This window comes from Sphingopyxis terrae subsp. terrae NBRC 15098 (assembly GCF_001598815.1).
In the GTDB taxonomy this organism is placed as follows: domain Bacteria; phylum Pseudomonadota; class Alphaproteobacteria; order Sphingomonadales; family Sphingomonadaceae; genus Sphingopyxis; species Sphingopyxis terrae.
Genome location: NZ_BCZQ01000025.1, coordinates 1 through 12162, shown reverse-complemented (window position 1 = coordinate 12162; position 12162 = coordinate 1). Strand labels below are relative to the sequence as shown.

Genomic DNA, 12162 nt, shown 5'->3' with positions numbered 1-12162 from the left:
TGAGACCTATCGCCCCTCCACCACCTTCGGTGGTCCCCCTCCCCACGGCTACGCCGCAGGGAGGATTTTTTAATTTCGCTCCGCGATCGCCTTGTCGACGATCCCCGCGCCGATCGGCGCCAGGATCTTGCCGCCGAACTGGAACAGCAGAAAGGCCGCGACAAAGGCCGCGACCGGCATGATGAGCAGCAGGAAGACGAAGATCGCGAGCCCGATCGCGAAGATCGTCACGAAGCCGCCGCTCAAGGTCGATTGGCCGTTGGCGCCGAGTTCGATCGTCCGCGGCCCCTTTGCATCCCACCATTTCGACGTGACCACCGTCTTGCGCGAACCGCCGCTTGGCCGCGGTGCCGGGCGCGTGCGTGATGCCGGGGTCGGTGCGGCTTCGGGGATATGCGCCGGGATTCGCGCAGGTGCGGCCTCGCGCGCCGCCGGCGCGGCGGGCGTATCGCCCCAAGGCTGGCGCGCCTTGGCCTGAGCGCCGCGCGCCGCGATCGCTTCGCGCAGCCGGTCGGCCGGGGCGGTACCGGCAATCGTTGCGGGGGCTTTGACGGGTTCAGGCATTTCGTCGCGCGGCGCCGGGTGGGCAGGCTCTATGCCACTGCGCCGATCATGTTCGGCCATGCGCTGTGCCGCGGTCGGCGGGGTTCCGCCGGTCGCGCGGTCGATCACCACCAGCCGGCCGCCGCGTTCGACGACGGAATATCGGCCGGGGGGAGTGCGATCAAGCAACGCCGAACTGATCCTTCAATGCCAGCATCGCGAGCGCGGCCTTCGCCGCCTCGCCGCCCTTATCCTTGCGCGTCTTGTCGGCGCGCGCAAGCGCCTGTTCCTCATCCTCGACGGTCAGGATGCCGTTGCCGATGGCAAGGCCGTCGAGCGTCAGCGCCATGATCCCGCGCGCGCTTTCGTTCGACACCACTTCGAAATGATAGGTTTCGCCGCGGATGACGACGCCAAGCGCGACATAGCCGTCATAACGGCCGTTCTGATCGGCAAGCGCGATGGCCGCCGGCACTTCCAGCGCGCCGGGGACGGTCACGACCTCGTGGCTATGCCCCTCGGCTTCGAGCGCGCTGCGCACGCCATCGATCAGCATGTCGTTGAGATGGGCATAGAAACGCGCTTCGACGATCAGGATATGGGCCATCATTCTTCTCCGGGGATTGCGCGTTCGCCGACGACCGACAGGCCATAGCCTTCGAGCCCGACGAGATTGTTGTGCGATGGTGTCAAAAGCTCCATCGCGTGAACGCCGAGGTCGACGAGGATTTGCGCGCCAATGCCATAGGTGCGCAGATCCATGCCGCCAGTCGGCGGCGGGGCGGCGTCTGCAGCGGCCGAACCGGGAAGCGGGCGCATGAGCATGACGATGACCCCCGATCCTTCGGCGCCGATCGCCTCCATCGAGCGTTGCAGGCGGCGCTTGCGGGGGCCGGGGCGGCCCATGATATCGTCGAAGATGGACACCGCATGCATCCGCACCAGCGTCACGCCTTCGGGATCGACCGCGCCCTTCTGCAGCACCAGATTGACGCTGCCATCGACCTTGTTGCGATAGGATTTCAGCCGCCAGTCGCCGCCATAATCCGATTCGAAGGGTTCGTCGGCAACGCATTCGACCAGCCGGTCGGTGCGGCTGCGATAGGCGATCAGGTCGGCGATCGTACCGATCTTCAGCCCGTGGCGCCGCGCGAAGGGGATCAGATCGTCGAGCCGCGCCATTGTCCCGTCGTCATTCATGATCTCGCAGATCACGCCCGAGGGATTAAGCCCGGCGAGGCGCGCGATGTCGACCGACGCCTCGGTATGGCCGGCGCGCACCAGCACGCCGCCGTCGCGCGCGATCAGCGGAAAGACATGCCCGGGCGTGACGATATCGTCGCGGCCCTTGGCGGCGTCGATCGCGACCGACACGGTGCGCGCACGGTCGGCGGCGGAAATGCCGGTGGTTACGCCCTCACGCGCTTCGATCGATGTGGTGAAGGCCGTTTCGTGGCGGGTACCATTGTTGCGACTCATCAGTTCGAGGCCCAGCGTTTCGACCCGCGACCGCGTCAGCGTCAGGCAGATCAGGCCGCGGCCGTGCGTTGCCATGAAATTGACCGCATCGGGGGTCGCCATCTGCGCCGGGATGACCAGATCGCCCTCATTTTCGCGATCCTCGTCGTCGACAAGGATGAACATGCGGCCGTTGCGCGCCTCGGCGATGATTTCCTCCGGCGTCGCCATCGGCGACAGGTCGCTGCCGTGCGCGAGCCAGTTCTCGAGCTTGCGCAGCGTTTCGGCGGTGGGGTTCCAGCCCGGCGATTCCATATCGCGCAGGCTGTTGGCGTGAAGGCCGGCCGCGCGCGCAAGCCCCGAGCGGGACATGCTGCCGTCGTCGACGATGGCGCGGATACGATCGATGAGGTGCGTAGACATGCCACGCAATTATCACATCATAATGTGATTCCCAATAGGGAAATCACATTATGTTATTATTTGGGTCCGAAGATCGGCCCGAGATCGCGCAGCGGGGCATCGGGCTTGGCATCGAGCAGTTGCAGCATCTGGCCCGTCCGGTCGTCGCGCTTGGCATAGTCGCGCGCCGACATGCCCGCGATATGATCCGATTTGTCGGGATTGGCGCCGTGGCGCATCAGCAGCCGCACCATCGCCGCATTCTTGGCCTGCACCGCCAGGATCAACGCCGTCTCGCCGCGGCGATTGGTCATGTCGACGATCGACTTGTCGGCTTCGATCAGTTCCTCGGCGCCGTCGGGATAGTTGAGCAGCGCCGCGTGCATCAGCGGCGTCACCCCCTGGCGGTCACCGATTTCGGGGTCGGCGCCCTTGCCGATCAGGAAGCGCAGCCAGGTCGTGTCGCGACGCTTGGTGACGATGATCAGCGCGGTTTCGCCGGTGTCGGGATGGCGCGTGTTGACCAGCGTCGAATCGTCCTTCAGCGCCTCGGTCGCCTTCGTCCCGTCGCGGTTCTCGACGGCCTGCAGAAAGGCGTAGCCGCCGCGGAATTGCGCGTGCGCCGCAGTACCGGCGCCGAGCGCGGCGGCGATCAGCAGGAGGAAGGAGGCGAGGCGAAGCTCCGCGCGTCGAAACATGATTGGGCGACCCCTGGCGATGATCGTCGCACGGCGCGACGAGAAAGGTTGATTTTCGTGGCCTAGCCCATCAAGGCTGGCCGCATGATGAACATCCCGAATATGGTCCGAAACGCCGGTCGCGCAAGCCTGCTTCTGATTTTTGGCGCGGCGCTCGCTGGGTGCAACGCCCCGTCGGCGACGCAGGACGCGACCCCGCCGCTCGCCGGCGCGAAGATCGGCGGACCGTTCAGCCTGACCGATCAGGATGGCAAGCCGGTACGCGACAGTGATTTCGCGGGCCGTTACCGCATCGTCTATTTCGGCTACAGCTATTGCCCCGATATCTGCCCGGTCGACGTGCAAAAGCTGATGCGCGGGCTGGCGGCGTTCGAGAAGGCCGATCCGGCGCGCGGTGCCAAGGTGCAGCCGATGTTCATCACCATCGACCCGGCGCGCGACACGCCCGCCGTGCTCAAGGCCTTCGTCAGCCGGTACCACCCGCGCCTGATCGGACTGACCGGCACCCCCGAACAGATCGCGGCGGTCGCGAAGGAATATGTCGTGTCCTTCCACAAGGTCGAGGGATCGGCGCCCGACCGTTATCTGATGGCGCATACGCAGCTCGCCTTCCTGATGGACCCGGCCGGGAAGCCGCTCGCGCTGCTGCCGCTCGATGACCCGTCGACCGACGTCGATGAAGGCGCGCCCGACAAGGTCGCCGCCGACCTTGGCAAGTGGGTGAAGTGACCGGGGCGGGGCGCCGCTTCTGGGAAGCGCCGCTCGCCTCGCTCGACGCGGGCGAGTGGGAGGCGCTGTGCGACGGTTGCGGCAAATGCTGCCTCCACAAGCTGGAGGATGAAGACAGCGGGCGCATCTATCCGACCAATGTCGCGTGCCGCCTGCTCGACCTGAAAACCGCGCGCTGCGGCGATTACAAGCATCGCCGCCGCCACGTCCCCGATTGCCTGACGCTGACCAAGCGCAGCGTCGCCGACATCGAATGGCTGCCGCAAACCTGTGCCTATCGCCTGCGCGCCGAGGGCGCACCGCTGCCCGCATGGCATTATCTGGTCTGCGGCGATCGGGACGCGGTGCACCGGGCGGGCGAGTCGATCGTCGGCTGGACGGTGAGCGAGGATCGCGCCGGCCCCCTCGAAAACCATCTCGTCGAGCGCGTCGTCTGATGCGCGGCGAACGGGCCAGCGACGAGCGGCCGCACATCTGGGTCGGCGATACGCCGTGGCCGGTACGGCTGGTCCCGCATGCGCAATCGCGCCGCTATCGCCTGGTTTTCGACGGTGCGCGCGGCGAGCTGCGACTGACGCTGCCGCGCCGGGCAAGCGCCGCGCGCGCGATCAAATGGGCGAGCGAGCAACAGGACTGGCTCGCCGAACAGGTCGGCAAGACCGCTGCGCCGGTCCGGGTCGGCCCCGGCACGGCGCTGCCGCTGTTCGGCATGGAGCGCCGGATCGAATGGACGGCAACTGCCCCGCGCGCGGTTCGCGCCGAGGGCGACCGGCTGAGCGTCGGCGGCCCCGCCGAAACCGTCGGGCGCCGCATCGAGCGCTGGCTGAAGGCCGCGGCGCTCGACATCATGACGCGCGAGAGCCGGGAAATTGCCGCGCGCGCGGGACTGACCGTCGGCCGCGTCGGGGTCGGCGATCCGCGCAGCCGCTGGGGCAGCTGCACCCACGACGGCGACCTGCGCTATAGCTGGCGGCTCGTCATGGCGCCCGACCATGTCCGCCGCGCCACCGTCGCGCACGAGGTCGCGCATCTGCGGCACATGGATCATAGCGCGGCCTTTCACGCGCTGGTCGACGATCTGCACGATGGCGACGTCGGCGCGGCGCGCGCGTGGCTGCGCCGCGAAGGCCGCGGGCTGCACCGCTACCGTTTCACCTGATCCTTAATTGCCCTCGCCATTGGCGGGGGCACGCGCGGGCGGCGCCTTCAGCACTGGTGGCGGCGCCTTGGGCGGTGCCGGTGCGGGAGTGCGCAGCTGCTGCGGGGCCGCCTTTGGCGCGGCGGCGCCATTGTCGGCGGGCGGCCGGCGCCCGGTCTGCTCCTCGATCCATTGCTGGTTGAGCACCGGACCGTCGGCGGGCGGCGGCGGCGGGACGTCGCCCTGGGCGGTGTCGGGCGCGGCGGGCAGCTCGATCGGCATGCCATTTTCATCGACCATGCCGCCATTTTCCTCCGGCGCGCCGAAATAGGCCTCGTCATCGCCCTCGAGTTGCCATTCGGGCAGCTTGACCTCGGTATCGAAGGGCTCGACGGGGCGCCGTGCGACAGCGATGCGCATATAGTCGGCGAAGGCCTTGGCCGGCGCGCGGCCGCCCTGCAGCCCCCCGACCGCCTTGGCATCGTCGCGGCCCATCCAGACGCCGGTGGTCAGACCGCTCGAAAAGCCAAGGAACCAGCCGTCCTTGTTGCTCGACGTCGTGCCGGTCTTGCCCGCCACCGGCCGGCCGATCTGCGCGGCGCGCCCTGTCCCCGTCGCGACTGCGGTCTGCAACAGGTCGGTAATGCCCGCGGCAACCCAATTGTCGACGAGCACCTGCCCGCGCTCGGCCGGCTTCTGATAGAGGAGGCGCCCGTCGGCGGTCGTCACCTTGGTGATGCCATAGGGCTGCACCGACACACCCTTGCGCGACACCGCCGCGAAGGCGGCGGTCATGTCGATCACCCGCACTTCGGCGCTGCCGAGCACCATCGACGGGTGGGTGTTGATCGGGGTCGTGATGCCGAAGCGGCGCGCCATGTTGGCGACCGAGGAAAAGCCGATTTCATTGCCCAGCTTCGCTGCGATCGTGTTGACCGAATAAGCGAAAGCGGTGCGCAGGCTCATCGGCCCGGCGAAGCGGCCCGACGAGTTTTTCGGGCTCCAGCCGTTGATCGTCACCGGTTCGTCGACCACCTGATCGTCGACCTTATAGCCGGCTTCGAGCGCCGCCATATAGACGAACAATTTCCATGCCGACCCCGGCTGGCGCATCGCCTGCGTCGCGCGGTTGTAGTTGGAAGCGACATAGTCGGTGCCGCCGACCATCGCGCGCACGGCGCCGTCGCGATCAAGCGAGACGAGCGCGCCCTGCACCCCCTTCGGCGTGTCGGCCTGGATCGCCGCGGTCGCGGCGCGCTGCATGCCGAGGTCGAGCGTCGTGTAGACGTCGAGCGCCTCGGCACCTTCGTCGATCAGCATGTCGAGCTGCGGCAGCGCCCAGTCGGTGAAATAGCGCGCGCTGTTCTGGCCGGTTTCCTGTGCCAACTGGACATCGGCGGGCTTGGCGCCGTCGGCCTGCGCCTGGGTGATGAAGCCCGCATCGACCATGGTTTCGAGGACGACCCCAGACCGGCCGAGCGCGGCCTGGGCGTCGGCGGTCGGCGAATAGCGCGACGGTGCCTTGACCAGCCCCGCGACCACCGCCGCTTCGGACAGCGACATCTGGGTCGCGCTATGCCCGAAAAAGCGCCGCGACGCGGCGTCGATGCCGTAGCTGCCGCCGCCGAAATAGACCTTGTTCAGATAGAGTTCGAGGATCTCGTCCTTCGAGAATTTCCATTCGAGCGCGAGCGACAGGATCATTTCGCGCAGCTTGCGCGACCAGGTGTAGCTGTTCGACAGGAAGATATTGCGCGCCAGCTGCTGGGTAATCGTCGATGCGCCCTGCATCCGGCGCCCGGTGCCATAATGTTCGACCGCGAAGACCGCAGCGCGCGTCATCCCGACCGGATCGACGCCGGGATGATAGCGAAAACGCCGGTCTTCGACCGCGACCATCGCATCCTGCATCACTTGCGGCGTTTCGCGCAGCGTCAGCCAGCGCCCGTAATTGGGGCCGAGCGACAGGAAGACGGTGCCGTCGGCGGCGTGGACGCGGATCGTCTGGCCCGCCGGCGACTTTTTCAGCTCCTCGAAGCTCGGGATGCGCTGCGCCGCAATGCCGACCGCGACCGCGACCGCGACGACGCCGACCAGCGCAAGCGCGAGGCCCCAGCGGAACAGGCGGCGCAGCCAGAGGCGCAAGCCAGACGGCCCCCCGGAGCCGGAGCCCTTGCCCGAGCCTTTGCCTGACGATGACGATTTGGGGGCGGATGACGATTGTCGCTCGCGGCGCAAAATCCAGATTCCTTCTTTCGCTGCGCGGCGATGCGGCAGCCGGCCCGGCGGGGATCAGCCTTCGCCGGTCCCCGCCTCATCCTGCCCGCGGTCGGCGAAGTCAAGCGCCGCGCTGTTGATGCAATAGCGCAGCCCCGTCGGCCCGGGACCGTCGGGAAAGACATGACCCAGATGCCCCTCGCACTTGGCGCAGCGCACTTCGGTGCGGATCATGCCATGGCTCATGTCGCGATGCTCGCTGACCGACGCGTCGCTGGCGGGCGCGGTATAGCTCGGCCAGCCCGAACCGCTGTCATATTTGGTGCGGCTGTCGAACAGCGGCGTGCCGCAGCCGGCGCAGCGATAGAGGCCGTCGCCCTTGAAATCGGTATATTTGCCCGTGAAAGCGCGTTCGGTGCCGCCTTCGCGCAGCACATGATGGGCCATCGGGTCGAGTTGCTTGTCGGTCATGATGGGCTACTCCTTGGCGGCGCACGGGGGTGGGGAAAGGCGCCGCATGATGGCCTGAATATCGGCGCGATGCCGCGCCCCCGCAAGGGGTAGCGTGGGCGGCTTTACCGCCGATTAACCACGATCGCGCTATGGCGAAGGGGTGATAATGCGTCTCCTCCTTATCCTCCTGCTGGTCGGCGCGCTGCCGCCCCCCTTGGCCGCCCAGTGCCAATTGTGCCGTCAGGACGGCAAGGACGCCGCGATTGCAGCGCGCAAGGCGAGCATGCCGCTGCGCGTCGAGGTCGACACCCAACTCGACATGGGCCGCCTCGCGGTCGGCGCGAGCGGCGGCGAGGTCGAGATCGATCCACTCACCGGCGCGCGCCGCCTGCGCGGCGACGTGCGCGACCTCGGCGGCTTTGCGGTTACCGGCGTCGTCACCGTCAGCGGCGAGCCCGGCGCCGAAGTGCGCGTCACCCTGCCCCCGTCGGTCGATCTGGAGAGCGGCAGCGGCGCAAGCGCGCGGGTGACCGGGCTGGCCACCGACCTGGGTGCGGCGCCGCGGCTCGGCCCCGACGGCCGCCTGGTCTTCCGCTTCGGCGGACGGCTGCAGGTCGCCGGCGCCACCGACGGCGACTATCGCGGCCGCATTCCGGTGACGGTCGAATATCCGTAAACCGGCCCGCGTGCAGGCAAGAAAAGCCGCAACGCCAACGCCGCAAATATATGTCATGAATATGGGGTCGATGCCGACCGGGCAGGCTCGCGGCTGCGCCGTGCGAACCGCCGATGGTGACCCCTACGGGACTCGAACCCGTGTTTTCGCCGTGAAAGGGCGACGTCCTAGACCGCTAGACGAAGGGGCCGTCGTTCGGTGAAGCGGCGCCTTAGACGGGCCGGTCGGTGCGGTCAAGCCGTGGTGGCGGCGCGTACGCAAAAATATTGCGCCGGGCTGTTTCATTCGGCCCAGGCGGCATCCTCGAGATGGAGTTCGGCGGCGGGGCGGCTGCCCCAATCGTCGCGCTTTGCGCGCCCCGCCAGCCACAGCTTGCGCGAACCGCGCGCATGGAGCAGCGTCTGGCCGAGTTCGGTTTCGGCGCTGCGAAAGGCGATCGCCTTGAACCGCGCGCCATCGTCGCCCGCGACGATCAGCCGCAGATGGTCTGTGCCGACCACCCCCGATTCGACGATTCGCACCGGCCCGGTGGCGACGCGCGGCGCAGGCCAGCCGGCGCCGTAAGGACCGGCGCTCTCGATCGCTTCGCACCACAAGGGATTGATCCCGCGCGGCGCGAGCACCGCGTCGATCAGCAGCGACCTGTCGCCGCTCGCGCGCTCGACATCGGCCGCCAACCGCTCGTTCAGAAAGGCGCCAAGCGCATCGACCCGCGCGCGCTCGACCGTCAGCCCCGCGGCCATCGCATGACCGCCGCCCGCGACGAGCAGCCCCGACTCCTTGGCGGCCAGAATGGCGGCCCCCAGATCGACGCCCGAGATCGAGCGTCCCGATCCCTTGCCGACGCCATCCTCGTCGAACGCGATGACGATCGCCGGGCGGTGCAGCTTCTCCTTGAGCCGCCCCGCGACGATACCGATGACGCCGGGATGCCAGCCGTCGCCCGCGACGATCGCCACCGGCGCGTTCGCGGTCGCGCCGCTCGCCTCGATCGCGGCGTCGAGCACCGCCGCCTCGATCGCGCGGCGCTCCTCGTTGAGCCGGCACAGCTCCTGCGCGATGTCCGCGGCTTCCTGCGGGTCGCCGGTGGTCAGCAGCCGGACGCCGAGGTCGGATTTGCCGACGCGCCCGCCCGCGTTGATGCGCGGCCCCAGCGCAAAGCCCATGTCGCTCGCCGTCGGGGGCTTGGTCAGCCGCGCCGCGTCCATCAGCGCCGCCATGCCGATATTGCCGCGCCGCGCCATCACCTTCAGCCCCTGCGTGACGAGCGCGCGGTTGAAACCGGTGAGCCGCGCGACGTCGGCGACGGTGCCGAGCGCGACGAGGTCGAGCAGCTCGATCAACTGCGGTTCGGCACGGCTACCGAAAAAGCCGCGCGCGCGCAGCGTGCGGAGCAGCGCCGCGCCGAGCAGGAAGGCAACGCCGACCGCGGCGAGATTGCCGTGCACCGCCGCGCCCGGTTCTTCATCGAGGCGATTGGGGTTCACCACCGCAAAGGCCTGGGGCAGCGTGGTCGCGCATTGGTGATGATCGACGACAATCACCTCGACCCCCGCGGCCTTCGCCTCGGCGATCGCGTCGAACGCCTGCGCGCCGCAATCGACGGTAACGACGAGCCGCGACCCCGCTTCGCCGATCCGCACCAGCGCGGCGCCCGAGGGGCCATAGCCTTCCATCAGCCGGTCAGGAATATAGGCGCCCACCGGCACATCGAGCGCACCGAGCAGGCGGACGAGCAGCGCCGCCGATGTCGCGCCGTCGACGTCATAATCGCCGAAGATGGTCACCGCCTCGCGCGCCTCGACCGCATCGGCGAGCCGCGCCGCGGCGGCATCCATGTCGCGGAACAACGAAGGGTCGGGCATTAAACCGCGCAGCGTCGGAACGCGCTGGCGGTCGAGATCGTCGCGCGCGACGCCGCGCGCGAGCAGCAATTGGGTCACCAGATCGTCGGGGGCGAGGCTTTCGCCGCCCATTTCGGCGCTCGTACGGCGCCAATGCCACGGCTGGCCGAGGATCGAGCGGGTGATGCCGAGGGCGGCGGTAGTCATGCCGCCGTTCCTGCCCTGAGGATGCGTGCGCGTAAAGCTCGCGCGTCGGCGAGCGGAATGGCCGGGATTTCATGCGCGCCGAGCGCGCTGCCGCCGGGCACGCCGAACACGAGGGTTGCAAGGCCGAGCGGGCGGAGGAGGAAATCGGTCTTGATATCGACGCTCTGCACCGACGCGTGCGGCAGCAGCGTCGTCTTCGGCTTCCACCAGCCGCGGCGGATCACGACCATCTCGCCAAGGTCGGTCCACAGATGAAAGCGCGTCGCGAACAGCGCGCCGGCCGCGAGCAGGGGAGCGGCGATCAGGCCGAGCCAGCCGACCGCATTGCCCAGAATCAGCGCGATGGTTCCGCCGGTCGCCGCCGCGACCGCGCCGATGACCGGGCCGATGGCGATGATGCGGTGGCTGTGTTGCCACGTCTGGCCGGGGCCGGGGCGCGGCATCGCAACCTCGGCGAGCACCCGGTCGATTTCGGCGAGCCGCCCGAAGGGGACGACCTGATGGTCGGGCTCCTTCGCTCCGTCGCTCGCCAGGCTTTGCAGGCGCAGTTCGTGCCAGCCGAAGCGCTGTCGCAGCCAGCCGGTGACGAGGATCGCCGCCTGCACGCGCTTGACCGGCATCGCCACATCGGTGCGCGTCGCCAGCCCGCGCGTGCGGCGCAGCGCGCGCGGTTCGCGCACGAGGCGCAAGCCCCAGTTGGCAAAGATCATCATCGCGATCCCGCTCGCAAAGCCGATGACGAGCAGCGACAGGAGCGCCCCGATACCGGCGACCCAGCGATGCGCGAGTACCCAATTGTCGAGGCCATAGCCTTCGGCCAGATCGACCCAGTCGATGGGGTTGAAGACGTTGAAATCGAACGGCAGCAGATTGTCGAACAGCTGCATCGACGCGCCGACGACCGCGAGCGCGGCGAGCGAGAAGTTGAACAGGCCCGCGACGAGCAGCCGGCGCGGATCCATTGCGAAGAGCAGCCGGTCCTCTGCGGCATCGCCGCCGCCTTCGGTGGCGGCGACCGAGGGATCGGCAACCTGCGTGTCGGCGGCATCGCTGCGCCAGGCGCGGATCGCGCCGCGCAGCGCCTGCGCTTCGTCGAACCCGATGGCGTCGAGATCGCCATCGCCTTCCTTGCCGCCGCCCGCGCCGGTTTCGAAATCCACCTTGGCGATGCCCAGCGCGCGCGCGATCAGCCCCTGTTCGATGCTGACGTCCTGGATGCGGTCGAAGGGGATGGTGCGGTGCTGGCGCGCGAACACGCCGCTCTCGATCACCACCGCATCATCGGTCACGGCATAGCGGAAGCGCAGCCAGGCAGCGATCGCGACGAGCAGCGACAACAGCAGAAAGGCGAGCAGCGCGGGGACGACATAGGCCCATTTGCCCGCAAAGCCGATCGCCGCCAGCGCGGGCAGAAAATTGAGCGAACGCGGGCCGAGCTTGACGATCGCCAGCGCCAGCGTCGCCGGATGCAGGCGCTGCCAGTCGGGTTCGACATCGGCCGCCCGCGCGGGCGCCGCGGCGGGTTCGCCGTCGCTCATGCGAAGTCGGTCTGGATATGGTGGCGGATCGTCTCGCGCATCGCCGCCGCCAGATCGGATCGCAGGCCGGGCAGCGTCACCGTGCTGTTATGCGTCCCCGAGGTATGGACGACGAGGTGCGACAGACCGAACCAGCGCTCGATCGGCCCCTGCCCGACGTCGATATGCTGGACGCGCACGAAGGGGACGATGGTGTCGGTGCGGAACATCCAGCCGCGCGCGACGCGCAATTGCCCGGCGCCGATGTGATAGCCCCACC

At 68.6% G+C, this 12162-nt stretch carries 13 protein-coding genes and 1 tRNA gene; 4 read left to right on the top strand and 10 right to left on the bottom strand.

Going from position 1 to position 12162, the window contains the following annotated elements; all coding sequences use genetic code 11:
• Nucleotides 1–69: 69 nt before the first annotated feature.
• The 4 genes from STE01S_RS14780 to STE01S_RS14765 are packed head-to-tail and all read right to left on the bottom strand — an operon-like array spanning nucleotide 70 to nucleotide 3101.
• Nucleotides 70–732 (bottom strand): hypothetical protein, encoded by a 663-nt coding sequence (locus tag STE01S_RS14780; RefSeq protein WP_062769041.1) that lies wholly within the window; start codon nucleotides 730–732, stop codon nucleotides 70–72.
• Nucleotides 725–1150, bottom strand: coding sequence for a 6,7-dimethyl-8-ribityllumazine synthase (gene ribH, locus STE01S_RS14775; protein WP_062769029.1), 426 nt, complete (start codon nucleotides 1148–1150; stop codon nucleotides 725–727). The genes STE01S_RS14780 and ribH overlap by 8 nt, the downstream gene beginning before the upstream one ends.
• The gene (gene ribB / locus STE01S_RS14770) at nucleotides 1150–2424 is read right to left on the bottom strand and encodes a 3,4-dihydroxy-2-butanone-4-phosphate synthase (protein WP_062769026.1); all 1275 of its coding nucleotides are present in this window, start codon (nucleotides 2422–2424) and stop codon (nucleotides 1150–1152) included. The genes ribH and ribB overlap by 1 nt, the downstream gene beginning before the upstream one ends.
• Before the next feature lie 56 nt (nucleotides 2425–2480).
• Nucleotides 2481–3101, bottom strand: a complete 621-nt coding sequence (locus STE01S_RS14765) for an ankyrin repeat domain-containing protein (RefSeq protein ID WP_003046841.1) — start codon at nucleotides 3099–3101, stop codon at nucleotides 2481–2483.
• A gap of 84 nt (nucleotides 3102–3185) precedes the next feature.
• On the opposite strand from STE01S_RS14765, the gene STE01S_RS14760 reads away from it, so the two are divergent.
• From STE01S_RS14760 to STE01S_RS14750, 3 genes are read left to right on the top strand one after another with little or no spacing between them, the layout of a single operon-like run.
• Nucleotides 3186–3830 carry an SCO family protein gene (locus tag STE01S_RS14760; RefSeq protein ID WP_062769023.1) on the top strand — a complete coding sequence of 215 codons (645 nt, stop codon included), beginning with the start codon at nucleotides 3186–3188 and terminating at the stop codon, nucleotides 3828–3830.
• Nucleotides 3827–4267: a YcgN family cysteine cluster protein gene (locus STE01S_RS14755; RefSeq protein ID WP_086457528.1), complete on the top strand. Its 441-nt coding sequence runs from the start codon at nucleotides 3827–3829 to the stop codon at nucleotides 4265–4267. The genes STE01S_RS14760 and STE01S_RS14755 overlap by 4 nt, the downstream gene beginning before the upstream one ends.
• Nucleotides 4267–4989: a M48 family metallopeptidase gene (locus tag STE01S_RS14750; RefSeq protein ID WP_062769017.1), complete on the top strand. Its 723-nt coding sequence runs from the start codon at nucleotides 4267–4269 to the stop codon at nucleotides 4987–4989. The genes STE01S_RS14755 and STE01S_RS14750 overlap by 1 nt, the downstream gene beginning before the upstream one ends.
• Nucleotides 4990–4992: 3 nt before the next feature.
• Here the strand turns inward: STE01S_RS14750 and STE01S_RS14745 are convergent, their stop codons facing one another.
• Both STE01S_RS14745 and msrB read right to left on the bottom strand, forming a co-directional pair.
• Nucleotides 4993–7113 carry a transglycosylase domain-containing protein gene (locus STE01S_RS14745; protein WP_082813354.1) on the bottom strand — a complete coding sequence of 707 codons (2121 nt, stop codon included), beginning with the start codon at nucleotides 7111–7113 and terminating at the stop codon, nucleotides 4993–4995.
• Between the two features lie 147 nt (nucleotides 7114–7260).
• Complete coding sequence (gene msrB, locus STE01S_RS14740; RefSeq protein ID WP_003046857.1) at nucleotides 7261–7656, bottom strand: peptide-methionine (R)-S-oxide reductase MsrB; 396 nt, start codon at nucleotides 7654–7656, stop codon at nucleotides 7261–7263.
• Nucleotides 7657–7804: 148 nt separating this feature from the next.
• Between msrB and STE01S_RS14735 the strand changes: the two genes are divergently transcribed.
• Nucleotides 7805–8314, top strand: coding sequence for a DUF4402 domain-containing protein (locus tag STE01S_RS14735; RefSeq protein WP_058810967.1), 510 nt, complete (start codon nucleotides 7805–7807; stop codon nucleotides 8312–8314).
• Nucleotides 8315–8428: 114 nt separating this feature from the next.
• Here the strand turns inward: STE01S_RS14735 and STE01S_RS14730 are convergent.
• The 4 genes from STE01S_RS14730 to STE01S_RS14715 form a co-directional block, all read right to left on the bottom strand.
• Nucleotides 8429–8504 (bottom strand) — tRNA-Glu (locus STE01S_RS14730).
• A gap of 91 nt (nucleotides 8505–8595) precedes the next feature.
• On the bottom strand, nucleotides 8596–10365 hold the full coding sequence (gene recJ, locus STE01S_RS14725; RefSeq protein WP_062769011.1) for a single-stranded-DNA-specific exonuclease RecJ: 1770 nt from the start codon (nucleotides 10363–10365) through the stop codon (nucleotides 8596–8598).
• Nucleotides 10362–11903: a PH domain-containing protein gene (locus tag STE01S_RS14720; RefSeq protein WP_062769008.1), complete on the bottom strand. Its 1542-nt coding sequence runs from the start codon at nucleotides 11901–11903 to the stop codon at nucleotides 10362–10364. Before STE01S_RS14720 ends, recJ begins: the two co-directional genes overlap by 4 nt.
• Nucleotides 11900–12162: PH domain-containing protein (locus STE01S_RS14715; protein ID WP_162928296.1), on the bottom strand; the 263-nt coding region annotated here is incomplete at its 5' end. The genes STE01S_RS14720 and STE01S_RS14715, both read right to left, overlap by 4 nt.

Bases quoted from the DNA above. Each gene is read 5' to 3' on its own strand.
- ribH (WP_062769029.1), bottom strand. From the start codon at position 1,150: ATGGCCCATATCCTGATCGTCGAAGCGCGTTTCTATGCCCATCTCAAC.
- ribB (WP_062769026.1), bottom strand. From the start codon at position 2,424: ATGTCTACGCACCTCATCGATCGTATCCGCGCCATCGTCGACGACGGC.
- STE01S_RS14765 (WP_003046841.1), bottom strand. From the start codon at position 3,101: ATGTTTCGACGCGCGGAGCTTCGCCTCGCCTCCTTCCTCCTGCTGATC.
- STE01S_RS14760 (WP_062769023.1), top strand. From the start codon at position 3,186: ATGATGAACATCCCGAATATGGTCCGAAACGCCGGTCGCGCAAGCCTG.
- STE01S_RS14750 (WP_062769017.1), top strand. From the start codon at position 4,267: ATGCGCGGCGAACGGGCCAGCGACGAGCGGCCGCACATCTGGGTCGGC.
- msrB (WP_003046857.1), bottom strand. From the start codon at position 7,656: ATGACCGACAAGCAACTCGACCCGATGGCCCATCATGTGCTGCGCGAA.
- STE01S_RS14735 (WP_058810967.1), top strand. From the start codon at position 7,805: ATGCGTCTCCTCCTTATCCTCCTGCTGGTCGGCGCGCTGCCGCCCCCC.
- recJ (WP_062769011.1), bottom strand. From the start codon at position 10,365: ATGACTACCGCCGCCCTCGGCATCACCCGCTCGATCCTCGGCCAGCCG.
- STE01S_RS14720 (WP_062769008.1), bottom strand. From the start codon at position 11,903: ATGAGCGACGGCGAACCCGCCGCGGCGCCCGCGCGGGCGGCCGATGTC.